18 protein-coding genes and 1 pseudogene are annotated in these 25,843 nt (G+C 73.6%); 9 read left to right on the top strand and 10 right to left on the bottom strand.

Annotated features, from left to right (window positions below; all coding sequences use genetic code 11):
- Positions 1-822 precede the first annotated feature (822 nt).
- On the top strand, positions 823-1,047 hold the full coding sequence (locus tag amrb99_RS45725) for a hypothetical protein (RefSeq protein WP_190868358.1): 225 nt from the start codon (positions 823-825) through the stop codon (positions 1,045-1,047).
- 5 nt (positions 1,048-1,052) lie between these two features.
- On the opposite strand, the gene amrb99_RS45720 is transcribed toward amrb99_RS45725, so the two are convergent.
- From amrb99_RS45720 to amrb99_RS45700, 5 genes are all read right to left on the bottom strand, one after another.
- Positions 1,053-2,000: a DUF6177 family protein gene (locus tag amrb99_RS45720; RefSeq protein WP_241756554.1), complete on the bottom strand. Its 948-nt coding sequence runs from the start codon at positions 1,998-2,000 to the stop codon at positions 1,053-1,055.
- Positions 1,997-2,299, bottom strand: a complete 303-nt coding sequence (locus amrb99_RS45715; protein ID WP_190868357.1) for a hypothetical protein — start codon at positions 2,297-2,299, stop codon at positions 1,997-1,999. The genes amrb99_RS45720 and amrb99_RS45715 overlap by 4 nt, the downstream gene beginning before the upstream one ends.
- Positions 2,299-3,282: a MinD/ParA family protein gene (locus amrb99_RS45710; protein ID WP_190868356.1), complete on the bottom strand. Its 984-nt coding sequence runs from the start codon at positions 3,280-3,282 to the stop codon at positions 2,299-2,301. The genes amrb99_RS45715 and amrb99_RS45710 overlap by 1 nt, the downstream gene beginning before the upstream one ends.
- Before the next feature lie 1,691 nt (positions 3,283-4,973).
- On the bottom strand, positions 4,974-8,447 hold the full coding sequence (locus tag amrb99_RS45705; RefSeq protein WP_190868355.1) for an AAA family ATPase: 3,474 nt from the start codon (positions 8,445-8,447) through the stop codon (positions 4,974-4,976).
- An 84-nt stretch (positions 8,448-8,531) separates the two neighbouring features.
- Complete coding sequence (locus tag amrb99_RS45700; protein ID WP_190868354.1) at positions 8,532-9,725, bottom strand: MFS transporter; 1,194 nt, start codon at positions 9,723-9,725, stop codon at positions 8,532-8,534.
- 106 nt (positions 9,726-9,831) lie between these two features.
- On the opposite strand from amrb99_RS45700, the gene amrb99_RS45695 reads away from it, so the two are divergent.
- Together amrb99_RS45695 and amrb99_RS45690 are read left to right on the top strand one after the other, a co-directional pair.
- Positions 9,832-10,404 (top strand): TetR/AcrR family transcriptional regulator, encoded by a 573-nt coding sequence (locus tag amrb99_RS45695; protein ID WP_190868353.1) that lies wholly within the window; start codon positions 9,832-9,834, stop codon positions 10,402-10,404.
- A 188-nt stretch (positions 10,405-10,592) separates the two neighbouring features.
- The gene (locus tag amrb99_RS45690) at positions 10,593-13,964 is read left to right on the top strand and encodes a pyruvate carboxylase (protein ID WP_190868352.1); all 3,372 of its coding nucleotides are present in this window, start codon (positions 10,593-10,595) and stop codon (positions 13,962-13,964) included.
- On the opposite strand, the gene amrb99_RS45685 is transcribed toward amrb99_RS45690, so the two are convergent.
- Positions 13,954-14,577 carry a TetR family transcriptional regulator gene (locus amrb99_RS45685; protein WP_241756553.1) on the bottom strand — a complete coding sequence of 208 codons (624 nt, stop codon included), beginning with the start codon at positions 14,575-14,577 and terminating at the stop codon, positions 13,954-13,956. The genes amrb99_RS45690 and amrb99_RS45685 overlap by 11 nt on opposite strands.
- Positions 14,578-14,834: 257 nt before the next feature.
- Between amrb99_RS45685 and amrb99_RS45680 the strand changes: the two are divergent.
- Positions 14,835-15,737: pseudogene (locus amrb99_RS45680) on the top strand (RNA polymerase sigma factor); the annotation flags it as partial.
- A gap of 3 nt (positions 15,738-15,740) precedes the next feature.
- Here the strand turns inward: amrb99_RS45680 and amrb99_RS45675 are convergent.
- Positions 15,741-16,286 (bottom strand): MarR family transcriptional regulator, encoded by a 546-nt coding sequence (locus amrb99_RS45675; RefSeq protein ID WP_190868349.1) that lies wholly within the window; start codon positions 16,284-16,286, stop codon positions 15,741-15,743.
- 47 nt (positions 16,287-16,333) lie between these two features.
- On the opposite strand from amrb99_RS45675, the gene amrb99_RS45670 reads away from it, so the two are divergent.
- A complete protein-coding gene (locus amrb99_RS45670; RefSeq protein WP_190868348.1) occupies positions 16,334-17,059 on the top strand; it encodes an SDR family oxidoreductase in 726 nt (241 codons plus the stop codon).
- 38 nt (positions 17,060-17,097) lie between these two features.
- Positions 17,098-19,617 carry a DUF6493 family protein gene (locus amrb99_RS45665; protein ID WP_190868347.1) on the top strand — a complete coding sequence of 840 codons (2,520 nt, stop codon included), beginning with the start codon at positions 17,098-17,100 and terminating at the stop codon, positions 19,615-19,617.
- A 7-nt stretch (positions 19,618-19,624) separates the two neighbouring features.
- Here the strand turns inward: amrb99_RS45665 and amrb99_RS45660 are convergent, their stop codons facing one another.
- Positions 19,625-20,563, bottom strand: coding sequence for a serine/threonine dehydratase (locus tag amrb99_RS45660; RefSeq protein ID WP_190868346.1), 939 nt, complete (start codon positions 20,561-20,563; stop codon positions 19,625-19,627).
- A 209-nt stretch (positions 20,564-20,772) separates the two neighbouring features.
- Here amrb99_RS45660 and amrb99_RS45655 point away from each other — a divergent pair, with 209 nt between their 5' ends.
- On the top strand, positions 20,773-21,351 hold the full coding sequence (locus amrb99_RS45655; protein WP_190868345.1) for a TetR family transcriptional regulator: 579 nt from the start codon (positions 20,773-20,775) through the stop codon (positions 21,349-21,351).
- 140 nt (positions 21,352-21,491) lie between these two features.
- Complete coding sequence (locus amrb99_RS45650; RefSeq protein WP_190868344.1) at positions 21,492-22,661, top strand: FAD-dependent monooxygenase; 1,170 nt, start codon at positions 21,492-21,494, stop codon at positions 22,659-22,661.
- Here amrb99_RS45650 and amrb99_RS45645 read toward each other — a convergent pair.
- Together amrb99_RS45645 and amrb99_RS45640 are read right to left on the bottom strand one after the other, a co-directional pair.
- Complete coding sequence (locus amrb99_RS45645) at positions 22,655-23,911, bottom strand: sigma-70 family RNA polymerase sigma factor (RefSeq protein ID WP_190868360.1); 1,257 nt, start codon at positions 23,909-23,911, stop codon at positions 22,655-22,657. The two genes, amrb99_RS45650 and amrb99_RS45645, sit on opposite strands and share 7 nt — an antisense overlap.
- Before the next feature lie 234 nt (positions 23,912-24,145).
- Entirely contained in the window at positions 24,146-24,499 is a 354-nt protein-coding gene (locus amrb99_RS45640; RefSeq protein ID WP_190868343.1) for a YciI family protein, read from the bottom strand.
- 390 nt (positions 24,500-24,889) lie between these two features.
- On the opposite strand from amrb99_RS45640, the gene amrb99_RS45635 reads away from it, so the two are divergent.
- Entirely contained in the window at positions 24,890-25,714 is an 825-nt protein-coding gene (locus tag amrb99_RS45635; protein ID WP_190868359.1) for a helix-turn-helix transcriptional regulator, read from the top strand.
- Positions 25,715-25,843: the final 129 nt, after the last annotated feature.

Below are 25,843 nucleotides of genomic sequence, written 5' to 3'. Positions count from 1 at the left end.
CTGCGCGCCGACTCCAGCCGACGCAGCTCGGCCACATCTCCATCACGTAATGCCAGAGGGGCAGCGGTTCGCATACTCCAGTCTCTCAAACAGAAAGAAACTTTTCGAGCGAAACACTAGTCATCTGATGCCGTGATCGTGCGGGACCGGGTGGCTGTGGAAGGGGCGCTGGAAGGTTCTGATCCCCGGATTCTCGGGGCGTTCTGATTGGTCGCGCGGGAGCCGAGCGAGACGCGGGGGTGGTCTTCAGGGCCAAGGGGCGGTCCGGCGACCAGGTGTTCGTCGTGGTGCCTGGCGCGGCGGCGGGGTCGGATCCGGGTGTGGGAGGGCGGTTCGGGAACCTGATCGCTGGCGCGGTTGTTGTGGAGCCGCATGGGCTGGCGGCGTGGGCCGCGTTCTCGGACGTCGAGGCGTGTGTACGGGTACTAGAGGAGCGGCCCTCACCTCAGACGCGGGTTCCGTCGCCTGGCTTCGTGCCGCATCGGGTGGATGGGCCGCAGACTCAACCGGCGACTGGAGAACCGCGGCGTCTGCTGAGAAGAGCCGCGTTGGCAAGTGGTGGTGGCGGTGAGCGCCTCGTGCCTGTTGATGGGAGTCGTTGTTTGGCTCATGTTCTCGGCCGCGGCGGCTGACCGGCGGGGCGCTAAGAGCCTGAGCCGGTCGTTGAGTGCGAGTCCGCTACCGTGAGCGGAAACGCCGTTTCCAGCGTCGTCGTCGCCCACTCCTGAGCCTTCCAGGTTGGCGGCCAAGAGGAGCCCGACGACGGCGGCGAGTTCGGGCGCTGGCGCGTGGTCGCGGTCAAGCAGTGCTCCGGGAACTGCGATGAGAAGCAAGACGCTCGTCGTGGATGCGGCGGATTGGCGCCGCACGGACTCGTCCACGATGTACGCCGAAGTCGTCGGTGAGGACGACGATGAGCAACGCGTCGTCTGTGTTGCCATGACGCATGCCCACGACGGGACGGGCGTCGTCGTGCAGTTGACCGGCCCTCCGGACCAGAAGGCGACGAAGCAGAAGCTCATCAACGAGATCCGGGCGCGGACATGAAGGGCTCAGGGGGTGCGGCGGAGGTGGGTTAGGAGGTCTTGGTGGCGTTGCCAGTATTCGGGGGAGTAGCCGTCGCCCAGTTGGAACCAGGTGATGGGGGCGTCCGGTGGGCCTAGGCGCTTGCGGGAGAAGCCCGGCGGGCCGGTGTAGGCGCCGGCGGAAGCGAGGCCGATGGGGGCGGAGGAGCCCGTCCAGCGCGGTTCGGTGGTGAGGTCGGGGCGGCCGGGGACCAGCTGGGCCAGCAGTGCGGTCAGGAGGTGGTCCGCTGACAGGAGGTCGATGAAGGACGGGAGTTGGGGGATCGGGGGGTCTTCGTCGTCCGTGTAGCCGATGGTGAGCGTCGTCATCTCGGCCATGCCTGAGGCCGGGGAGACGAGGGGAGAGAAATCCGAAGTGGCCATTGCCGGGCGGCTGCCTGCTCCAATGGCGATGACGCGGGACGTGGCTGCGCTCGTTATGTGGGCCGTGAGTTCTTCGGGGTTCCAAGGGTGTTGCAGGGGTTCGGTGGTGCCCCAGCCTTTCGGGGGTTCGCCGGTAATGAGGCGCATCAGCTTCTCGGTGTGTGCGCCGAGGACGGCTTCAGGGGCATGGAGGGCCTGGAAGGTGAGGACCAGTTGGCTCCCGATGGGCTCGGCCGGGAGCGTCGTGTAGGTGGGGGCGTAGTCGCGGGCGTCGGGCAACGGAACGAAGGCGGTGCCGTTCCAGTGCATCGGACGGCCGGTAAGGCCCTCGTAGTAGCCGTCGTCGTGGACCAGCCACTGGGCCTTGGACGCTCGGAGGGGGAGGGTCAGGCGACTGGTGGCGGGCGTGACGAGTTGGAGGGTGCGGTTCGTCCGCTCGCATTCGGCGAGGGCCTGGGAAATGGCGGGGGAAAGGGGGACGACGGGACGGTCGTTCAACATGACCATGGCCTGGCCGGTGAGGACGTCGGCGCCGCCTGCGGTTTCCGTCATCGAGCCGTCCAGATCGTGCCGTCGAGGGTTTCGGCGCAGCGTTCGGCCAGGTGGCGCGCCTCGGGCGCGGTCGTCGCGGCGTGGATCTCCGTCCACCAGACAGGGACGGCGGAATCGATCCCGAGAAGGCGTTCGACTTCGCCCGCGATGGTGATGAGGACGGGCTCTTGGACGCGCAGAAGGAGTCGACCTTCGGCGTCGAAGACGTCGTTCCCTGCTGAGTAGAGGGGCGGTGAGGCCAGGGCTGGGAGGTCCAAGGACGGCTTCTCGGAGGTGAGGACTATCAGTTCGCGGCTCATCAGGCGCTCAGGGAACGGGTGAAGACGTCCGCCGCGATCCGGGTCGCGGCGGCGTGGGTGGGCATGCTGACGCGTTCGGGGGCGATGACGATGCCGGCCGCCAAATGCCGGTCGAACGGGAGGAGCGTGACGGGTAGCGTGCCGCTGCTGAGGAGGTGGGCGGCGCGGTCCAGGTCGGCGTCCGGATTCGGGGTATGCGAGACCAAGGCGACGACCGTGCGCTGGAGGAGCGGACCGAAGCCGTTCAGGGCCATCCAATTGAGGGCGGCGCGCGCGCTGAGGGCACCATCCGGCGTGCCGGGGGTGACGAACACCTGGGCGTGGGCGCCGTGCAGGATCCCGCGCTGCAACTCGGAGACGAGCCCTCCGCCGCAGTCGATGACGGTGGTGGAGAAGTAGCGTCCGAGGCGGCCGGTACCGTGCTGGAAGGTCGCGTGGTCGAGATCGTCCGCGACGGTGCCCTTCGGGGCGGCGGGCAGGACGAAGAGGCCTTCGGGGGTCCGGCCGAGGCGGGCGGCCGTCTCCTCCCAGGACTGGGGGCGCGCGGCGGCGAGGTCCCGGAGCGAGCTGGGTGCGTTGACGCCGATGCGCAGGGCGAGGGAACCGAGGCCCGGGTCGGCGTCGATCGCGAGGACGCGGTCGGGACGGTACTGCCGGAGGATCCCCGCGATGAGCGCGGCGAGCGTCGACTTGCCTGCGCCACCGCGGATGCTGGTCACCGCGATCCGGCGGCTCGACGGGACCGGGACGCCGATCTGCGCTGCCAGTTGCGACAGCTCCCGGACCTGCCCGGCGGCCGACGCCCCCATCGCGCGGCGCACGCCGCGTCCGAGCCGGCGGGCCATCGGGTCGCCGTGCGGATTGCGCCGGACGAGGTCGTCGGGCGCGGGGACGCCGCCGGGCGGCGTGGCGAACCGGTTGGGCCCTCCGGTGGGTGCGGACGGCCTGACTTGTGGTGACCCGGGGACGCTGTGCGGCGGCATGCCCGCTGACGCCGGAGTGTTCGAGGTCGGCGGCATGCCCGAGGTCGGCGGAGTGTTCGGAGGTGGCGGAGTGTTCGGAGGCGGTGGCGTGCTTGGAGCTGGCTGTGTGGCCGGGGGCGGCTGTGTGTTTGACGGTGGTTGCGTGCTTGAGGGCGCTGGCGTGCTCGGCGGCGGAATGGTCGAAGGCTGGGGCATGCCCGGGGATGGCCCGGATGCCGGTGGGTTCGGCATGTGCGGGAGCGGTTCGAACGGTGCTGGCTTAGGCGGCACCTTCGGCTGAGGAGGCACTTCCCCGGGTTGTGAGGCGGCGGGGAAGGTGGCGCTGGACGGCTCGGATGGCGATGCACTCGCCTCGTGCGGCCTTGGCTCGGGCGTGGGCGGAGGGAGCGCGGTGGCAGGCGATGCCCCAACCGGCGGAGCGATCGTCCAGCCTGTTGCGGGTGGGGGTGGAGGCTCGATGTCCGCGGAGACGTGGGGGGTCGGTGTTTGGACGGGAGGTGTGGCGTCCTTCGGGGGCGTAGAGGGCGGTGCTGGTGCCGAGGTGGCGGGGGGTGGCTGGGGGGTCATCCGGTCTTCGGGGGCGGAGGGGCGGTTCGAGGTTGCGGGCGGCTCCGGGGTGGGAAGCGGTGGTGCGTTGTCGGAGGTGGCCGGGAGGCCCGGCCTTGGTGGGGGGCTTGGTGTGGTCGAAGGCGAAGGCGGGAGCGACTGTGTAGGCGGAGGCGTGATCGTCCAGCCAGGAGTGCTGGAGGGGGCGGGCTCCGTTGAGGGAACGGACGGGGAAGGCGAGGGGCTCTTGTCCGCGAGGGTGGAGGGGGAGGGGTCAGGCGTTTCTGCCGCGCTCGCGGAGCTTGAAGCCGGTGAGGGGTGAAGTGGAGGTGAGGGCGGGGGTGTGATCGGCCAGCCGGTGGTGCTGGAGGAGGCGGCTTCTGTTGAGGGGGCGGACGGGACGGGTGCTGCGGTTTTGTCCGCGAGCGCGGTGGAGGACGGGGCAGGCGTCTCGGTTGCGCTCGCAGCTGTTGAAGGCTGAGGGGGAGCGGACGGGGGCGCCTGTGGTTTGGTCGGCTCCTCCGCGTGTGGCCCGATTGCCTCGTCCGCGTCTGGCTCGGTTGGTTCGTCCGCGTTTGGCTTGGTCGGCTTGTCCGTGTGTGGTTTGGGTGGTTCGTCCGGGTGTGGCTTCTGGGGTACGGGGCGCGCCTCAGTTGGCCGTGCAGCAGAGCCCGTGGAGGGGGACGGTGCTGGGGTGGGAGGCAGCGTGGCCGTCCGGGCGGTGGCCGGGGTCGGGTGCGGGACGGCGGTCCGGGAGAAGGGTGCTGTGGGCGTGCGGGTGCCTGCGGGCGGCGTGGAATTGCGGGCGGGGGAGGGCGGTGATGTGCTCGCGGCCGCACGCGGTCTGGCCTCGGCGGCTGTAGGTGGTGTGTTCGGGGCTGCGGGTGGGCTGGTCTCGGCGGGTGCGGGTGGACCGGTCGCGGCACCGGCAGGGGCAGGGAGCGCTGGTGGGGTTGGGTGTGGGGTTGGCGGGACCAGGCCGGTTTCCAGTGCGCCGAGGTCGCGCAGCACCGTGTGCTGCCAGTCTCGATCGGACACCGAGCCCCTTCCAGCTCCGCATTGATTGGGCGAGACGAGTCTAGACAGGCGCAGCCGGGAGATTCCGACCAATTGTGTGTTGCGCCGTCAGACCACCTGTGGACGGGTCACAGGTACAGGCCCGTGGCGCTCTCCGGGGACGCGGGGGCGGCGGTGCGGAGGTCCTCGGCGCGCAGGGTGATGATCTCGGTGTCGGACGGGGAGCCGGACGCGGTGAGGCGTTCGGACTGGGCGGCGACGGCGGCGTCCAGCAGGTTGCGCATGAGGCGGCCGTTGCCGAAGGACGGGCCGCGCGGGGTGTCGCGGAGCACGGCCCGCAGGCGTCCGGGCACGTCGGGGGCGAGGGTGAGGCCCTCGGCGGCGGCGAGGTGCTCGAAGATGGCGGCGAGCTCGTCGTCGGTGTAGTCGGGGAAGGAGATGCGCTTGGGGAACCGGGATGACAGGCCGGAGTTCGCGGCGAGGAAGGCGTCCATTTCGCGCGCGTAGCCGGCGGCGATGACGACGAGGTCGCCGCGGTACTCCTCCATGAGCTGGACGAGGGTGGCGACGGCCTCCTGCCCGTAGGCGTCGCCGGCGAGGGAGTACGCCTCGTCGACGAACAGGACGCCGCCGAGCGCCTGCTCGACGGCGGCGCGGACGCGCGGGGCGGTCTGGCCGAGGTAGGGGCCGATGAGGTCGGCGCGGGACACCTCGACGAGGTGGCCGGACGACAGCAGACCGAGGTGGCCGTAGACGGACGCGACGAGCCGGGCGACGGTGGTCTTGGCGGTGCCGGGGCTGCCGGTGAAGATCATGTGCCGGGTGGGGACGGTGACCTGCTTGCCGGCGGCGCGGCGCAGTTCGGCGCCGCGGGCCTCGGCGGCGAGGCGGTGCACCTCCTCCTTCACCGCGGAGAGCCCGATGAGGGCGTCGAGCTCGGCGAGCTGGTCGGTGGCGGGGACGACGCGTCCGGCGCCGGTGAGGCCGTCGGGGATGTCCTCGGGCAGCAGCGCGGCGAGGTCGTCGGGGCCGGGGCGGCGGAGCGCGGTGACGCGGCGGGCCTGCAGGGCGATGGCGCGCTCGCACAGGTTGCGCATGACGCGGGCGTTGCCGAAGGAGCGGCCGCGCGGGGCCCGGCGGAGCAGCTCGGTGATCTTGTCGAGGGCGGCGGGGGCGGGCGACAGGCCGGCGGCGGCCGCCTGCCCGGTGAAGATCTCGACGAGTTCGGCGTCGGTGAAGTCGGGGAACCGGACGGTGGTGGGGAAGCGGGACGCGAGGCCCGGGTCGGAGGCGATGAAGCGCTGCATCTCGCGCTCGTAGCCGGCGACGATGACGACGAGGTCGTCGCGGTGGTCCTCCATCACCTTGATGAGTTCGGCGATGGCCTCCTGGCCGTAGTCGTCGGACATGCTGGTCTCGGTGAGGGCGTAGGCCTCGTCGATGAACAGGACGCCGCCGACGGCGCTCTGCGCGACGCCGCGGGTCTTGACGGCGGTCTCGCCGACGTAGCGTCCGACGAGGGTGGAGCGGGACGCCTCGACGAGGTGGCCGGACGACAGCAGCCCGAGGTCCTTGAAGATGCGGGCGAGGAGGCGGGCGACGACGGTCTTGCCGGTGCCGGGGTCGCCGGTGAAGACCATGTGCCGGGCGGGCGCGGCGGGCGAGGGCAGGCCGGCCTCGCGGCGCAGCTTGGCGGCCTTGGCGCCGGCGACGAGCAGCTCGATCTCCGCCTTGACGGTGCGGAGGCCGGTGAGGGCGGCGAGTTCGGCCATGGGGTCGGACGGGGTGCCGGCGGTGTCGAAGGCGGCGGGGACGTCGGCGCGCTTGACGACGAGCTCCTCGCCGGCGGGCGTGCTGGCGCGGACGTTCTCGACGACGATGTCGGCGAGGCGCTGGGCGAGGCGGGCGTTGCGGAGGTTGCGGATGGGCGGGGTCCGGACGAGGAGCTGCCCGGCGGCGGTGAGGGCGCGCTTGTGGGCGCGCGCGCCGCGCTGCTGGAGGGCGCGGTTGAACAGTTCGGCGTACCCGTCGGCGTCGAACGGGTGGGTGCGGACGACCTGGAACCGCAGGGAGAGGCCGGGGTTGACCTCGCGGATGCGCTCGTCGCCGCCGGGTTCGCACAGGGCGACGACGTGGAGGTCGTCGTGGACGTCGAGGGCGCGGTGGAGCTCCTCGACGATGGCCTCGCCGCTGCGGCCGTCGCGGGACATGTCGTCCAGGCCGTCGATGACCATGAGGCGGTTGCCGGCGGCGTCGCGGGCCTCGCTGTAGAGCTGCGTGGTGGCGGAGGAGACCTCCTTGCCGGCGAAGAAGTCGTCGGCGAGCCACAGCGGCGGTTCGACGATGCGGTGCTCGCGGAGCAGCCGGGCGATCTCCTGGGCGGCGTCGCGCTTGCCGGTGCCGTCGGGGCCGACGAGCATCAGCCGGACGGGCCCGCCGGTCTCGGCGATGGTCTCCAGCGCGGCGACGACGTCGGGCTGCCCGACGAGGCCGGAGCCGACCTCGGCGCGGCGGGTGCGGCGGTTGCGGGACGGGGCGGTGCCGACGCCGGCGGCGAGCGGGTTGACCATGCGGCGGCGGGGGGTGAACAGGCGGCGGACGTCGGCGCCGAACTCGCCGACGGGGATCCATTCGGGGTCGGGGATGCGGGGCTCGTTGGGCAGGCCCTGGACGCAGCCGGTGAAGCGCATGGCCATGTCGAGCCAGCCGCGGCAGGCGTCGATGGCGCCGGCGCCGAGGGCGCGTCCGAGCCATCCCCATTCGTTGAGGTACCAGGGGTTCGGTTCGAAGGTGTCGCGGTCGCGGGCGAAGCGTTCGAGGAGTTCGCCGTACCGGTCCTCGGTGAGGACGACGGACAGTTCGGCGGGGACCTGCTTGAGGCCGCCCTGGAGGAGCAGGTGGACGAGCAGCTCGTCGGCGGTCTCGTCGTGCGGGGCGACCTCGCGCAGGTGCTCGTGGACGGGCAGGAGCCCGGAGCAGACCCATTCGAGGTAGCCGATGGGTCCGGCGAGTTCGGGCAGGACGGTGACGATGTCGTCGCTCGCGTGGGCGAGCCACAGGGCGCGCTGCTCGGCGAGCGGCGTCTGGATGCGCAGCGCGGGCGGCGGGTCGTCGTACAGCTTGATGAGGGCCTGGCGGCGCTGCTCGATGGGCTCCAGTCCCTCGAAGACATCGAGGGACTCGCGGGCGAGCGTCAGGGCGAGGTCCTGGTCACCGCAGTCCTCCAGCCATTCGAGGGGCTGGAAGGAGCCGCGGCTGACGCCCCATCCGCCGGCGTCGCGCAGCGGGTCGCGGGGCTCGTTGTGGTAGCGGTTGAAGAACTGGTACTGCAGGCGGGAGTGGGTGCCGGCGTTGACGGCTCCGGCGCCGAGCAGGAAGTCGAGGGTGAGGAGCAGTTCCGCGACGACGAGCGGGGCGGGCGCGGTGAGCAGGGAGTGCTCGCTGGTGGTGGCGTCCTTGCAGCGCGGGTCGGCGGCGAGCGTGTCGATGCGGGCGCGGATCTCGTCGTACAGGCCGTCCGGGACGCGCCAGGGCCCGTAGGAGTACACGTCGAGGACGGGCTCGTCGGAGACGAGAAGTTCGAGATGTTCCGGCAGCCGCACCCTGTTCCCCCTACAAGCACACGAAACCCGACCGAACAGCCTAGAGCGTCCGGCAGGTCCGCGTGGCGGGCCGGATGAAGGCGGTCATCGGGTGCGGGTGGCGGCGGTGAGCCGGTGCGCGGCCTCGGAGGCGGCGAGGCCCGCGACGGTGACGGCGGCGGCGACCCAGGCGAGGGACGTGGCGTCCGCGGCCCGCAGCCACAGCGCGCCCGCGCCGCCCGCGATCGACACGGCGAGGTAGACGGCGGAGGCGTTGAGGGAGACGAGGAGGGCGGACGCGTCCGGGGCGACCGCGATGAGCCGGTGCTGCATCGGGACCATGACGCCCCATGCGGTGAACCCGTAGACGGCGGCGGCGGCCGCGGCGCCCGCCATGGTCGCCCCGGTGACGGGCAGCAGCGCGAGGTCGGCGGCCAGCACGACGGCGACGCCCGTGATGACGCGGCGCGGCCCGAAGCGGTCGGCCCACGCGCCGGTGATGAGGTTGCCGGCGGTGCCCGCGCAGCCGGAGACGAACAGCAGCACCGCCAGGGAGCGTCCGCCGCCGCCGGTGGCGGGCTCGAAGACCACGCTGATGTAGTTCTGCAGCAGGTAGATGCCGGTGAACAGGATCGCGGTGGTGGCGAGGAGGGCGTTGACCCGGCGGTCGGCGAGGGGCGCGAGGCGTGCGCGCAGGCCGACGGCGGGCGGCGCGGGGACGTGCGGGAGCAGCGCGGCGACCCCGGCGGCGGCGACGGCGGCGAGCGCGGCGGCGAACCACATCGTCCCGCGCCAGGACATCACGGTGCCGAGCAGCGTCCCGATCGGGACGCCGAGGGCCGTGGAGGTGACGAGGCCGACGGTGACGTAGGAGAGCGCGCGGGCGCGGTGCGCGGGGCCGGCGAGCGCGGCGGCGGTGGCGCCGGCGATGGGGGTGAACATCGCGGCGCCGCCTGCGGCGATGACGCGGCTGGCCAGCACCCATCCGTAGCCGGGCGCGAGCGCGGTGGCGGCGTTGCCGGCGGCGAGGACGGCGAGGGCGGTGAGCAGCACGCGGCGGCGCGGCCAGGTGCCGGTGAGGGCGGCCATGACCGGGGACAGGACGGCGTAGGCGATCGAGAAGACGGTGACGAGCTGTCCGGCGGCGGCGACGCCGACGTGCAGGTCGCGGCCGATCTCGGGCAGCACGCCCGCGACGACGAACGCGTCGGTGCCGACGGCGAAGGTGCCGGCGGCGAGGACGAGGGTGCGGGCGGGGACCCCGGTGGGCGGGCTCTCCGGCGGCGCGGTGACGGCCATGCGGTCTCCTTCGGCTGGCGCGGCGTCAGAACGGTACTGATCGGTTCCGTTTTCGAGACGGTACCGGTCGGTTCCGTTTTCCGTCAAAGCCGGATACGCTGGCGGCATGCCGACCCGTGCGCGCGACCGCCTCGTCCAGGCCGCCGAGGAGCTCTTCTACGCCGAGGGCGTCCGCGCGGTCGGCGTGGAACGGCTGCTCGCCGCCTCCGGTGTCGGCCGCGCGTCCTTCTACCGGCACTTCCAGAGCAAGGAGGACCTGGTCGCGACCGTCCTCGGCGAGCGCGACCGCACGTGGCGCAGGGGCCTGGAGGAGGCCGTCGCCGAGCGCGGCGGGCACCCCCTCGACGTCTTCGACGTGATGGCCGGACGGTTCGAGAGCGCGGACTTCCACGGGTGCTCGTTCCTCAACGCGATGGCCGAGACGGCCGGGAGCGACGCCGGGGTGCGGCGGCTCGCGGACGCGCACAAGACGGCGGTGGCCGCGTTCTTCGAGCGCCTGCTCGCCGAGGCGGGGCACCGTGCGAACGCCGCGGAGCTGGCGCGGCAGTTCGTCCTGCTGCTGGACGGCGCACTGGTGACCGCGCTGCGCGAGCGGTCGGCCGCGCCCGCGCTCCGGGCCAGGGCGATCGCCGAGACCCTCCTCGCCGCGGACGGAACGAAAGAGCGTTTTTCGCGGTAACCGCGATCTATCACTTTGTTCACAAGGGGACGGGGTATCCCGGGCGGGGCCCGGCCGGTCAACTGGGTAGGTATCCGAAGATTCGGTTCGCCCGCCGGACCGGCCCATGCTCCTCCGACGCTCAGCGCCGAGCCCGGGAGGCCGTCGGGTGCGGGCGGACGCGCCCGAGCCGTCTCCTGGGAGAACACGTGATCACAAAGCTGCTCGTCGCGAACCGCGGCGAGATCGCCGTACGCGCGTTCCGCGCCGCGTACGAACTCGGCATCGCCAGCGTCGCCGTCTACGCCCACGAGGACCGGCTGTCGCTGCACCGGCAGAAGGCCGACGAGGCGTACGAGATCGGCGAGCACGGCCACCCCGTCCGCGCCTACCTGGACGTGGACGGCATCGTGGAGACGGCGCTGCGGGTCGGCGCCGACGCCGTCTACCCCGGCTACGGGTTCCTGTCGGAGAGCCCGGAGCTGGCGGAGGCGTGCGAGCGCAACGGCATCACGTTCGTCGGCCCGCCGTCGCGGGTGCTGAGCCTGGCCGGCAACAAGATCGAGGCGGTCGCGGCGGCGCGGCGGGCGGGCCTGCCGGTGCTGCGGTCGGCGACGCCGGAGCCCGGACGGGAGCTGGAGGCGGCCGACGAGGTCGGGTTCCCGCTGTTCGTGAAGGCCGCGGCGGGCGGCGGCGGGCGCGGGCTGCGCCGCGTCGACCACCGCGAGGAGCTGGAGGCCGCCGTGGACACGGCGCGCCGCGAGGCGGAGAGCGCGTTCGGCGACCCGACGGTCTTCCTGGAGCAGGCGGTGGACCGGCCCCGCCACATCGAGGTGCAGGTCCTCGCGGACGGTGCGGGGCACACCGTCCACCTGCGCGAACGCGACTGCTCGGTGCAGCGGCGGCACCAGAAGGTCGTGGAGATCGCGCCGGCGCCGCACCTGGACGCGGCCATCGCGGAGCGGCTGTGCGAGGACGCGGTGAAGTTCGCCCGCGAGATCGGCTACGTGAACGCCGGGACCGTCGAGTTCCTGGTGAACGACCGCGGCGAGCACGTCTTCATCGAGATGAACCCGCGCATCCAGGTCGAGCACACCGTGACGGAGGAGGTCACGGGCGTCGACCTGGTGCAGAGCCAGCTGCGCATCGCGGGCGGCGAGACCCTGTACGACCTCGGCATCTCCCAGCAGGACGTGGTGGTCGGCGGGTTCGCGGTGCAGTGCCGGATCACGACCGAGGACCCGGCGAACGGGTTCCGCCCCGACACCGGGAAGATCTCGGCGTACCGGTCGCCGGGCGGCGCCGGGGTGCGCCTGGACACCGGTACCGCGCACGGCGGCGCGATCGTGTCCCCGCACTTCGACTCGCTGCTGGTGAAGCTGACGTGCCGGGGCCGGACGTTCGAGGAGGCCGTGCGGCGCGCGCGCAGGGCGGTCGCCGAGTTCCGCATCCGGGGCGTCGCGACGAACATCCCGTTCCTGCAGGCGCTGCTGGACGAGGAGGACTTCCGCAGGGGCGGCGTCAGCACGTCCTACATCGCCGACCATCCGGAGCTGCTGACGGCGCGGTCGAGCGGCGACCGTGCGACGCGGCTCGTCCGCTACCTCGCGGACGTCACCGTCAACAAGCCGCACGGTGAGGCGCCCACGGCCCTGGACCCGGCGACGAAGCTCCCGCCGCTCCAGCTCGACGACCCGTTCCCGGAAGGTTCCCGCGACCGCCTTCTGGCTCTCGGCGCGCGCGCGTTCGCCGAGCAGTTGCGGGCGCAGAACGCGCTTGCCGTCACCGACACCACGTTCCGGGACGCGCACCAGTCGCTGCTGGCGACCCGGGTACGCACGCACGACCTAGTCGCCGCGGCGCCTTACCTCGGCCGCATGACTCCGCAGCTCCTCTCCATAGAGGCGTGGGGCGGCGCGACGTACGACGTCGCGCTCCGCTTCCTGGGCGAGTCCCCGTGGGACAGGCTCGCGGCCATCCGGGAAGCGGCACCGAACCTGTGCATCCAGATGCTGCTGCGCGGCCGCAACACCGTCGGCTACACGCCGTACCCCGACTCGGTGGCGCGCGCGTTCGTCAAGGAGGCCGCCAGTACGGGCGTCGACATCTTCCGCGTGTTCGACGCGCTGAACGACGTCGAACGCATGCGTCCCGCGATCGACGCGGCGCTGCAGACGCACGCGCTGGTGGAGGGCACCCTCTGCTACACGGGCGACCTGTCGTCCCCGGACGAGCGCCTCTACACGCTCGACTACTACCTGCGCCTCGCCGAGGAACTGGTCGAGGCGGGCGTCCACATCCTGTGCATCAAGGACATGGCAGGTCTCCTGCGCGCTCCTGCCGCGCGCACACTGGTGAGCGCTCTGCGGGAGCGTTTCGACCTGCCCGTCCACCTCCACACCCACGACACCGCAGGCGGCCAGATCGGCACCTACATCGCGGCCATCGAAGCCGGTGTGGACGCCGTGGACGGCGCAGCCGCGCCCCTCTCCAGCACGACGAGCCAGCCGCCCCTGCAGGCGATCGTCGCGGCGACCGACTTCACCGGCCGCGCCACCGGCATCGACCTCGACGCCCTCACCGTGATGGAGCCCTACTGGGAGGCGGTGCGCAAGCTGTACGCGCCGTTCGAGATGGGCCTGCCGTCGCCGACCGGACGCGTCTACCAGCACGAGATCCCGGGCGGGCAGCTGTCGAACCTGCGCCAGCAGGCCGTCGCGCTCGGCCTCGGCGACCGGTTCGAGGAGATCGAGCGCTGCTACGCCGCCGCCGACCGCATCCTCGGCCGGCTCGTCAAGGTCACGCCGTCCAGCAAGGTCGTCGGCGACCTCGCCCTGCACCTCGTCGCCGCCGGCGCCGACCCGGACGATTTCGCCGCGAACCCCGAGCGCTACGACATCCCCGACAGCGTCATCGGGTTCCTCAGCGGTGAGCTCGGCGACCCGCCCGGCGGCTGGCCCGAGCCGTTCCGCACCAAGGCGCTCGCCGGGCGCCAGTACACCCCGGCCCGCGCCGAGCTGGACGGCGCGGAGGAGAAGGCGCTCGCCGGGCCCGAGGTCCGCGACACCCTCGACCGCCTGCTGTTCCCCGGCCCCGCGAAGGAGTACCGCGAGGCCCGCGCGGCGTACGGCGACCTGTCCGTCCTGCCGACCGGCGCGTTCCTGTACGGGATGCGCGCCGGGCAGGAGGTCGCGTTCGACCTCGAACCGGGCGTGCGGGTGCTGGCGGGGCTCGAAGCGGTCGGCGACATCGACGAGGCGGGCGTCCGGCAGGTCATCTGCACGGTGAACGGCCAGCTCCGCACCCTGTCCGTGCGCGACAAGTCGGTCGCGTCGGACGCGCCGCCGGTGGAGCGCGCCGACCCGGCCGAACCCGGCCACGTCGGCGCGCCGTTCGACGGCTCGGTGACGCTGCGCGTCGCGAAGGGCGACCGGGTGGAGGCCGGCGACACGGTCGCCACGATCGAGGCGATGAAGATGGAGGCCGCGATCACCGCCCCGGTGGCCGGGACCGTGTCCCGCCTGGCCGTCCCGGCGGCCACCCCCGTCCAGGCCGGCGACCTCCTCCTCGTCATCGCCTGACGGCGTAGTCCCCCAGGGACGGCTCCAGGAGGGCGAAGCCCTTCTCGGCGGAGCCGGTGAGGGCCGCGGCGATCGCGTCGCGGTCCTCACCGGCGATGGTGCGGCGCAGCGTCTCCTCGAACAGGACGCGGTGCACGCCGATGAGCTGAGCCGAGGCGACGCGGACGACCACGTCGCCGGCGTCCGCGCCGGTCTCCTCGGCGAGGACGGCGGCGAGCGCGTGCTCGCGCTCCTCGTGGAACTCGCGCAGCCGCGCGACCAGCGCGGGGCTCTCGGTGATCATGCGGGCGAAGTCGGCGCCGGAGAAGCCGATGACCGCGTCCCGCCGGTCGACGGCGTCGAGGAACGCGCGGCGCAGCGCGGCGAGCGCGGACTCGCCCCGCGCGCGCTCGGCGACCGTGCGGGCGGGCTGGGCGACGAACTCCTCGTGCAGGTCGAGGGCCAGGTCCTCCTTGCGCGGGAAGTAGTTGGTGACCGTCATCTTCGCGACCTGCGCGGCGGCGGCGACGTCGGCGATGGTCACGCGGTCGAACCCGTGCCTCAGGAACAGGCGCGTCGCCTGGTGCGAGATGGCCTGCCGCGTCTGCTGTTTCTTCAGTTCCCGCAAACCCATGCCGGGCATCCTCTCATACGTCGACATAAGTTTATAGTTGACACATGTCTAGGCTCGACCTAAGTTTATGCCGCCGGGCTGCCGGGTACCGAGATCGGGTGACCCGTTCCCTCCCGGCCGGACGAGCAAAGGACACCGCCCTGAACGCCAGCACCCCCCGTGTCGCGACCCCCGAGCCCGCCCGCGCCGCGTCCGCGCGCGGCACGGCCGCCCGGGGCGCCTCCGCCCGCGGCGTGTCCGCGAGCCGCGACCTCGTCGACCCGATGAAGGACTACCTCTCCCGCATCGGCCGGACCCCGCTGCTCACCGCAGAGCAGGAGGTCGAGCTGGCCAAGCGCATCGAGGCCGGGCTGTTCGCGCGCGAACGCCTGGAGACCCTCGGCGACGCCCTGTCCCCGCAGGACCGCGACGACCTGGCCTGGATCGCCGCCGACGGGCGCCGCGCCAAGGAGCACATGGTCGAGGCCAACCTCCGCCTGGTCGTGTCGCTGGCCAAGCGGTACATGGGGCACGGCCTGCCGCTCAACGACCTCGTCCAGGAGGGCAACCTCGGGCTGATCCGCGCCGTGGAGAAGTTCGAGTACCGGCGCGGGCTGAAGTTCTCCACCTACGCCGTCTGGTGGATCAAGCAGGCGATCAGCCGCGCCCTCGCCGACCAGTCCCGGACGATCCGCATCCCGGTGCACGTCGTCGAGGTGCTCAACCGGATGACCCGGATCCGCCGCCGCATGATGCAGGACCTCGGCCGCGAGCCCACCGCGCAGGAGCTGGCCGTCGAGCTGGACGTCACGCCGGAGAAGGTCGAGTGGCTGCGCCGCCAGGCCCGCGAGCCGCTGTCCCTGCAGACCCCGCTCGGCGAGGACGGCGACGGCGAGCTCGGCGACGTCATCGAGGACCCCGAGGGCGGCGACCCCGCCGACGTGGTCGCGTCCTCGATGCTGCGCGGCAAGCTCGACGCCGTGCTGGAGACGCTCACCGAGCGCGAGGCCGGCGTCATCTCGATGCGGTTCGGCCTCGCGGGCGGCGAGCCGAAGACGCTCGAGGAGGTCGGCAAGGTCTACGGGGTGACCCGCGAGCGCATCCGCCAGATCGAGTCCAAGGGGATGCACAAGCTGCGCCACCCGTCCCGCCGGGAGACCCTCGCCGACCTGCTCTCCTGACGCTCAGCGCTCGCCCACCTGGCCGGGCTTGGCGTCGGCGCCGAGCCGTTCGACGAGCCCGTCCAGGAGGCGGCGCAGCAGCTCGGTGAGCCGCTCGCGCTCCTCCTCGTCCAGGTGGTCGAGGAGCGAGTCCTCGTAGGTGAGCAGCCGGTTCACGCTGTCCTCGATCAGCCGGTGGCCCGCGTCGCTCAGCCGCACCGACGACGTCCGGCCGCGCGGCCCGCGCTCGGTCTCCACCAGCCCCGCCCGCTCCGCCCGCGCCACCCGCTGGGTGATCGCGCCCGCGGTGAGCAGCGACGCCTCGCGCAGCTGACCGGGCGTCATCGCGTACGGCGCTCCGCGCCGGCGCAGCGTGGACAGCAGGTCGAGCGTGGCCGTGTCGATGCCGAGCCGGGCGAGCGTGCGGCGCCGCTCGTCGCCGAGCAACTTCGCCGCGCGCCACACCCGGGTGATGATCCCGATGGACGCGACCGGCGTGCCGGGACGCTCGCGCGCCCACGCCTCGGCGATGGCGTCGACCGGGTCCCCGTGTTTGCGTTCGTCCTCCACGGCGTCTAGCTTAAGGCGAAGTTTAGACCTAAACGAAGGAGGTCCCCATGACCCGCAGCGCAGTGGTGACCGGCGGCGGGACCGGCATCGGCCGGGCCGTCGCGGCGGCCCTCGCGGCGGACGGCCTGGACGTCGTCATCACCGGCCGGCGCGAGAAGGTGCTCGCCGAGACCGCCGCCGACCTCGGCCCCCGCGTGCGGCCCGTCGTCTTCGACGTGACCGACCCCGGCCAGGTCGAAGCCGCCCTCGCCGAGCTGCCCGAGACGGTGGACGTGCTCGTCAACAACGCCGGCGGCAACACCGACACCGGACGCCCCGCGCCGTCCGGGCTCGCCGGCGTCCGCGACGCGTGGCTCGCCAACCTGGAGGTCAACCTGGTCGGCACCGTCCTCGTCACGACCGCCCTGGAACCGCGGCTCGCCCGCGGCGGCCGCGTGATCAGCATGGGCTCGATCGCGGGCGGCCGCGGCGGCGGATCGTACGGCGCGGCGAAGGCCGGCATGCGCGTCTGGAACATCGAGCTGGCCGCGCGGGTCGGCGAGCGCGGCATCACCGCCAACGTGATCGCTCCCGGCCTCGTCGAGGACACCGAGTTCTTCGGCGACCAGATGACCGGCGAGCGGCGCGCCATGCTGGTCGGGCAGACCGCCACCAAGCGCGCCGGAACGCCGGAGGACGTCGCCGCGCTCGCCGCGTTCCTCGCCTCGCCGGGCGCCGGGCACATCACCGGGCAGGTGCTCCACCTCAACGGCGGCGCCTATTTCGGAGCCTGACTCCGGAATGTCGGTGAGCGGGCCTAATGTTCGTGGGCATGACGACGACCGCGTGGGACGAGATCGCCGCGCTCATCGACGCGCGGAAGGCCGACGCCGTGGCCGGCGCGGTCCTCTCCCTCGACGCCGCCGGCCGCCGCGAGGTCGCCGAGGCGCTCCCCGGCCACGTGCGCGAGGTGCGGTCGCGGCGCGAGACCTGGGAGGGCATCGACGACTTCGCGCCGGCGTTCCGCGCCGCCGGGGCGGGCACGCTCGGCGGCGCGTCGGCCGTCGCGTCCTGGCTGGGCCGCCGCGAGTTCAACTCGCGCTGGACGGACGACCACCACGACACCGCCCTGCTGATGGGCCTCTGGCAGGCCCACGACGACGCCTGGCTCGCCGACCTGGCGCGGCGCCTCGCCCTGCGACTGCGGGGGCCGCGCCACACCGGCCTCGACCTCGTCCTCGCCCTGCTGAGGGCGACCGGGGCGGAACCGCCCGAGCACGATCCGCTCGTCGTCGGCTGGGTCGCCTCGGCGCCGCCGCGCACCCGCGACCCGCTGCTCCCGGTGCTGCTGCCGCGGATCTTCGAGGCGGAGGGCGTGGGACGCGAGCTGCGCGACAGCGACCGCTGGGTCCGGGGGCTCGCCACGCTCGCCGCGCGGGGCCAGGTCGACCGGGGGATGCTGCTGGACGGCTGCGTCCGCCGGTTCCTGCGCGGCGGGACGGCCCTCGACCTGCGCTTCTTCGTCCGGCTCCATGACGCGCTCGCCCCGTCGGACGCCGAGGCGGGCGCCCGCGCCCGCGACTACTCGCGGCTGCTGCCCGCCGCGCCCGGCCCGGTCGCGGAGTCCGCCCTCGACCTGCTGAAGGACCGCGACGACCTCCCGCCCGACCTCGTGGTCGAGGCCCTGGACGGCCTGCTGTTCCGCGCCGAGTCCGGGCTCGTCCGGACGGGCCTGTCGTGGCTGGAGCGGACCGTGCGGCGCCACCCCGACCTCGCGGACGGCTGCGCCGCCGCGCTCGCGCGCGCGTTCGGGCACGAGTCGTACGCCGTCCGGCAGCGGGCCGTGCGGGTCGCGCTCAAGCTCCCGGCCGCGACGGACGGCGCCGCCCTGCGCGACGCCGTGCCGCTGCTGCCGCCCGACCTCGCCGCGCAGGTCGTCGCCCGTTTCGGCGGCGAGGTCTCCGAAGCGGACCCGGTGGACGACGACCCCGCCCCGCCCGCCCTCGCCGTGCCCGGACGGGTCCCGGAACCGGCGCCGGAGCCGTTGCCGCCGCCCATCACGACTCCGGTCGAGCTGGCCAAGGCCCTCCAGGACGGGATCGGCTGGGCGATGAGCGAGCAGCTGCTCGCCGCCTACGTCCGCCTCATCCGGCAGGACCGCGACGCCCTGCGGGCCGTGCTGACCCCCGTACTGCACAGGGACTTCCATCCGTACCTCGAACGCCTGGACTTCTGGCTCGCCCCCGAGGAGTGGCTGGTCGGCATCGGGCGTCTGCTGATCGGCTCGCCGGTCCGGCACAACGGCCGCCGGCTCGCCGCGCGGGTGCAGGGGCCGCCCCTTGACCGGCTCTTCGTGTCGCGGTTCGCGGAGGTCTACCGCGCGGTGGAGGACGGGACGCCGCCACCGGTGCTGCTGGCCACTCCGACCCGTCCGACGGGCCACGTCGACGCGCTCGCGCTCGTCGAGCGTCTGGAGGAGTGCGAGGCGGCGGGCGTGGAGCCCGGTTCCGCCGACCTCCAGCAGGCGCTGCTCAGGCTGCCGCTCGAGCCCGACGCCGAAGCGGCCCGGCGGGCGGGCCGGCTGGTGTCGCAGGCGGGACGCGCCGCCGCCCGCTGGCTCGCTGAGGGCGGGGCGCCGCGCGGCGACGTGGTCGTGAGCCCGGTCGCGGACGGCCCTCCCGACGTGGTCATCGGCGCCGAGCCGACCGGCCTGCCGCTGGTGGACGCCGTCTTCACCGCGCCCGAGAAGGACGTCCACACCGCCTGGAGCCGGCACTGGGCGTACTGGCCGTGGCTGCTGCCGTCCCATCCCGACGTGGTCGCCGCGCACCTCGTCCCCGGGCTGCGGCGGCGGCGCGAATGGTCCAGCGTGAACATGCCGGTCTCCGTGCTCATCGACCGCACGTCGGGGACCGGGGCGCTCGCCGAGGCCGTCGCGTTCTTCCTCGCCTGCCAGCTCGCCCTTCCGGACGACGAGGAGGCCGGCGAGACGTTGCTGGTCCTGGCGGCGCGGGGCGACCTGCCCGCCGCCGCGCTCGGCCGGCACATCGGGCGGCTGGCGCTCGCCGGGGAGATCAAGCTGGTCCGGGTGGTCGAGGCCCTGGAACGCGCGGCGGAGGCGGGCGCGTACGCCGAGGTCTGGGAGACGATCGCCGCCGCGCTGCCGCTCCTGCACCCGGAACCGGGGCGGCGGCCGCCGTTCGCCCACGACCGGCTCATCGCGCTCGGCGCCAGGACGGCGCGGTGGGCGAAGGCGTCCGCGCCCGTCCCCGAGATCGAGGAACTGGCCGCGCGGAAGGGGACGTCCAACCTCCTCCGCGCGGCCCGGACGCTCGCGGCGCAACTGCGCTAGGCCGGGTTCACAGGTCGGACGGGTCGGTGTTGGCGCCGCACAGCACGACGACGACGCGCTCGCCGGGGGACGGGCGGTAGGCGCCGGTGCGGAGGGCCGCGACGGCGGCGGCGGTGCCGTGCTCGACGACCTGCCGGTACTCCTCCCAGACGAAGCGGCGCGCGTCGATGATCGCGTCGTCGGAGACCAGCGCCGGCACCACGCCGGTGCGGGTCGCGACGGCGTGGGCGATGTCGCCGAGGCGGGTGGCGCCGAGGGAGTCGGCGGCGACGCCGGAGACCTGGACGTCCACCGGCCGGCCCGCGTGCAGGGCGCGTTCGAGGGTCGGGATGGTCTCCGGTTCGACGCCGACGACGCGGGCGCGGCCTTCGAGGGCGGCGGCGACGCCCGCCATCAGCCCGCCGCCGCCGACGGCGAGGAGGACCGTGTCGACCTCGCCGCCGGTCTGGTCGAGGATCTCCAGGCCGAGGGTGCCCTGGCCGGCGCAGACTTCGGGCTGGTCGTAGGCGTGGCAGAACAGGGCGCCGGTGTCGGCGGCGCGCTTGGTGGCGGCGTCCTGCGCCTCGGCGTAGCGGGTGCCGACCTGGACGACGGTGGCGCCGAGCGCGCGCAGCCGCGCGACCTTCACCGGCGGGGCCGTCTCGGGGACGAACACCTCCGCGGGCGCGCCGACCTCGGCGGCGGCATAGGCGAACGCGAGGCCCGCGTTGCCGCCGGACGCCGCGACGACGCCGGCCTCCGGGAGCCGGCCGCCGTCCCGCGCGGCGAGGATGTGGTTGAACGCGCCGCGCGCCTTGAACGATCCGGTGTGCTGGGCCTGCTCCAGCTTCAGCCACATCCGCCCGGCGGGGGCGAGCGGGCCGGGGTCCACGCCGAGCAGCGGCGTCTCGCGGACGCGGCCGGCGACGCGGCCGGCGGCGGCCCGGACGTCCGGAAGCGCGATCACGGGGGGCTCCTCTCCGCGGACGCGGCGTCCGCATCCATCATCAGTACCATTCCGGCCGAACGACCCTGGCGGATGGCGCGTTCCGTGGGGTCCCCGGCGCCACCGCGGCGGCCGGGCCCGGTCGCTAGCCGCGCTAACTAGCCGGGCGTCAAGTAAGTTGCCGCGATACGGTGGAGGACGGGGCAGGACGGCCGGAGGAGAGGCATACCGTGGGCAAGCCGCAGACGCGTCGCAAGGACACCAGGGAACGCATCCTGGACGTCGCGCTGGAGCTCTTCCTCGAACGCGGCTACGACCAGACCTCGCTGCGGGAGATCGCCGAGCGGCTCGACGTGACCAAGGCCGCGCTCTACTACCACTTCCGCACCAAGGAGGACATCCTCGACGCCCTCGTCGGCGGCATCGGCGAGCGGCTGGACGAGCTGATCGCCTGGGCCCGCGCCCAGCCCCCGACGCTGGAGACCCGGCGCGAGCTGCTGCGCCGCCTGAACGAGGCGCTGGAGGAGTGGGCCCCGGTCTTCCAGTTCCTCCAGGAGAACCAGGCGGCGCTGCGCGGCCGGACGGCGCCGAAGACCTTCCGCGACCGCATGCAGGACCTCGGCGCGCTGCTCACCGACCCGGAGAGTCCCGTCCTGGACCGCGTCCGGTCGCTCAGCGCGCTGTTCACCGTCTACTTCGGCACCTTCGCGATCTCGTCCATGGACGGGACGCCGGAGGAGAAGCGCGCCGCCCTGCTGCAGGTCGCCTGGGAGCAGATCGACGCCGCCCACGCCGCCTCCCGCTCGTGACCGCCCGCCGGTGACCGCCCCCTCGTGACCGCGCGCCCGTGCCCGGCCCGTCAGCGGACGGTGCGGGCGCGGTCAGCGGGCGCCGCCAGTCTCCCGAGTGACGGCGGGAAGCACTTCCCGCCCCTGAGAGGGAGTCACTCATGGAGAACACCAAGGTCCTCATCTCCGGCGCGAGCATCGGCGGCCCCGCCCTGGCGTACTGGCTGAGGCGCCACGGGTTCGAGGTCACGATCGTCGAGGTCACGCAGGGCCTGCGGGCCGGCGGGCAGGCGATCGACGTGCGCGGCCCGGCGCTGGAGGTGGCCGAGCGGATGGGGATCCTGGACCTGGTCCGCGAGCGGCGCGTCCAGATGCGCGGGATGTCGATGGTGGACGCCGACGGCGCCGAGCTGTACCGCAGCGAGGAGCGCACCATCACCGCCGGCGACCTCGACGGCCCGGACGTCGAGATCCTCCGCGACGACCTCTCGCGCATCCTCGCGGACGCGGCGGGCGACGGCGTCGAGTACCTGTTCGGCGACTCGATCGCCGCGCTGGAGCAGGACGACGACGGCGTGCGGGTGACCTTCCGCAGCGGCACGACCCGGAGGTTCGACCTCGTCGTCGGCGCGGACGGCGCGCACTCCCACACGCGGCGGCTCGTCTTCGGGCCGGAGGAGCGGTTCATCTCCCACCTCGGCACCTACCTCGGCGTGTGGACGGCGCCGAACTTCCTCGGCCTGGACCGCTGGCAGGTCTTCCACCAGATGCCGGGCAGCGCATGGGGCGGCGGTGTGATGAGCGTCCGCGGCAACAAGGAGGTCCGCGTCTACCTGGGCTTCGAGTCGAAGGAGCCGATCACCTACGACTACCGCGACACCGCCGCGCAGAAGAAGATCCTCGCGGACGCGCTCGCGGGCGGCGGCTGGGAGCTGCCGCGGCTGCTGGAGACGATGTGGGACGCGCCGGACTTCCACTTCGACGCGATGGCGCAGATCCACATGGACGCGTGGTCGAAGGGCCGCGTCGTGCTGCTCGGGGACGCCGGGTACTGCGGGTCGCCGCTGTCGGGGCAGGGCACCAGCATGGCGATGGTCGGCGCGTACGTCCTCGCCGGCGAGCTGAAGGCGGCGGGCGGCGACCACCGCGCGGCGTTCGCGGCCTACGAGCGGGAGCTGCGCGGGTACGTCGCGGCGAACCAGGAGCTGGCGCTGACGAACAAGGCGCGGGTGGACGCGCAGCGCGACGCCGAGATGGGCGAGGACACCGAGGTCATCGACTTCCAGGACTTCGGCGAGATCGTCAACGCGTTCACGGTGAAGGACTACTGAGCGCCGTGCAGGGCGGCGGCCCGGTCGAGTAGGACGCGGCGTTCGGGCGCGTTGCGGGTGAGCTCCGCGGCGCGCTCGAACTCCGCGCGGGCCTCGGCGGTCCGGCCGAGCCGGGCGAGCAGGTCGCCCCGGACGCCGGGCAGCAGGGGGTAGCCGCGCAGCGCCGGTTCGGCGGCGATGGCGTCGACGAGCCGCAGGCCCGCCTCGGGGCCGTCCGCCATGCCGACGGCGACGGCCCGGTTCAGCTCGACGATCGGGGACGGCGCGACCCGCGCGAGGTGCCCGTACAGCGAGACGATCTGCGCCCAGTCGGTGTCGGCGGCGGTGGCGGCCTGCGCGTGGCAGGCGGCGATCGCGGCCTGCAGGACGTACGGGCCGGGCGGCGCGCCGATCTCGCGCGCGCGCAGCAGCGCGGCGAAGCCGCGGTGGATGAGCAGCCGGTCCCAGCGGGCGCGGTCCTGCTCGTGCAGGGGGACGGGTTCGCCGGACGGCCCGGTGCGGGCGCGGATGCGGGACGCCTGGATCTCCATCAGCGCGACGAGCCCGTGCACCTCCGGCTCCCCGGGCGCGAGGTGGGCGAGGACGCGGCCGAGGCGCAGCGCCTCCTGGCACAGGTCCGCGCGGACCCAGTCGTCGCCGCCGCTCGCCGCGTAGCCCTCGTTGAAGATCAGGTAGACGACCTCCAGCACCGACGACAGCCGGGCGGCCCGGTCGGGGCCCTCCGGCACCTCGAACGGGACGCCGGCCTCCGACAGCGTCCGCTTGGCCCGGACGATCCGCTGCGCGACGGTCGGCTCGGAGGTCAGGAACGCGCGGGCGATCTCCTCGGTGGTGAGGCCGCCGAGCATGCGCAGCGTCATCGCGACCCTGGCCTGCGTGGACAGCACGGGGTGGCAGGCGGTGAAGACGAGCCGGAGCACGTCGTCCTCGATGTGCTCGTCGTCGGCGGCGAGGTCGAACTCGGGCGGCGCCTCGCGCGCCTCGGGTTCCAGGCCGTGCCCGAGCTCCTCCAGCTTGGTCTCCAGCCGCTGCTCGCGGCGGATCCGGTCGATGGCGCGGCGCTTGCCGACGGCCATGAGCCAGGCGCCCGGGTTGTCCGGGACGCCCGACTCGGGCCACTGTTCGAGCGCGGCGACCAGCGCGTCCTGCGCGAGCTCCTCGGCGAGGCCGACGTCGCGCACCAGCCGGGCCAGCCCGGCGATGATGCGGGCGGACTCCAGCCGCCAGACCGCGTCGATGCTCGCGTGCACGCCCGCCGGGCGGCCTGCGCCCGCGGCGGGCGCGCGCGATGGTTCCGGGGCGCCCGAGCCCGGGGCGCCCGACGAGCCCGGGTCGCTCGCGTCGCGCGCGTCCGGGGCGTCGGGGGCGGCGGATGGCGTCACGGTGCCGATGACAGCACCCGCGCCGCCCGCCGCGCAACCCGGACGTCGCCTCCCCGCAGGTCACCGCCGGCACCGTCGGGAGGGGGCCGGGCGGTCGGCCGATCAGGCGCCGGGGACCTCGTCGCCCGGGCCGAAGACCTGCTGGATGGTGCCCTCGCCGTCGCCGACGATCTGGAAGAAGCGCTTCGACAGCTCGACGGCCTCCTCCCGGGTCCGCACCTCGACCAGCGCGAAGCCGACGACGCCCTCCTTGGCCTCGGCGAACGGGCCGTCGGTGACGGTGACCTTGCCGCCGGACGCCTTGATGCGGGTGCCGCCGGGCTCCAGGCCGCCGGTCGCCAGCAGCACGCCGGCCGCGGACATCTCGGCGATGAACGCGCCCATCTCCGCCATCATCGCCTCGTCGGGCGCGCCCTGCTGCTCGCCGTCGTCCGTGGTCATCATCATGAAGCGCATCGGTGCCTCCGTCGTCCTGGCGGGCCGGGTCCCTCCCGGCCCTCACTGACGCGTCGACCGGGAGCGGGCCGGATCGACATCCGCCGCGACTTTTTTCGGGATTTTCTTGCCGGCTCGTATCCTGCCAGGTCAGCGCCGTTTCGCCCGCGATGCGCCGGAAGAATCGCCTGAGAATCTCACAAAACGGTCCGCCGGAGTGCATTGGGCAACGCGCCCGCGGACGGGTAACTTCTTTGCGGAAGGCACGTCGCCGTGCGCCGGAGGAGGCGTCCCGTGGGAGACCCGAGACTCGGACCGGAAGCGCCGCCCGAGGCGTCCGGGCCCGGCGCGCCCGTCCCGTCCGGCACCGTTCCGGCGGGCACCGCCGCGTCGGGGCCGACCGTGCTCCGCATGGTCGTCGGCGCGCAGCTGCGCCGGCTCCGCGAGGCCGCCGAGATCTCCACCGAGGCCGCCGGCTACGAGATCCGCGGCTCGCACTCCAAGATCAGCCGGATGGAGCTGGGGCGCGTCGGGTTCAAGGAGCGCGACGTCGCCGACCTGCTCACCCTCTACGGGGTGGACGACCCGGTCCGCCGCGAGGCGCTGCTGGAACTGGCCGAGCAGGCGAACAGGCCCGGATGGTGGCAGCCGTACGCCGACGTCGTGCCCGGCTGGTTCGAGCCGTACCTCGGCCTGGAGCAGGGCGCCGTGCTGATCCGGGTGTTCGAGGTCCAGAACGTCCCGGACCTGCTGCAGACCCCCGGCTACGCCCGCGCGCTCATCGCCGCGCGGTACCCCGGCGCGAGCGCCGAGGAGATCGACCGCCGCGTCGAGCTGCGGATGCGCCGCCGCCTCGTGCTGGAGCGGCCCGAGCCGGTGAAGCTGTGGGCCGTGCTGGACGAGGCCGCGCTGCGCCGCGTCGTCGGCGGCCCCGAGGTGATGCGCGAGCAGCTGCGGCACCTGATCGAGATCTCGCGGCTGCCGAACGTCACCGTCCAGGTGCTGCCGTTCGCCGCCGGCGGGCACGCCGCCGAGAGCGGTCCGGTGACCCTGCTCCGGTTCGCCGAGCCGGAGCTGCCGGACGTCGTGTACCTGGAGCAGCTCACCGGCGCCCTGTACCCGGACCGCGCGTCCGACGTCACGCGGTACCGGGACGCGCTGAACCGGCTGGGCGTGCAGGCCGAGCCGCCCGCCCGCACGCCCGACGTCATCGCCGGATTCCTCGCCCGCATCTGACCCTGCCCGCTAGGCCGTGTTTCAGAAGTCGTTGGGCGTGCTGGTTGGCCGCGTTATCGGTGGGCTAGCCAGATGATGGCGTCTTTGGCGATTTTGCTGGGGTCGGTTTCGGTGGTCATCTGGTGGTCG

This window comes from Actinomadura sp. RB99 (genome assembly GCF_014706005.1).
Lineage (GTDB): Bacteria > Actinomycetota > Actinomycetes > Streptosporangiales > Streptosporangiaceae > Spirillospora.
This window is presented reverse-complemented; position numbering and strand designations above follow the sequence as displayed.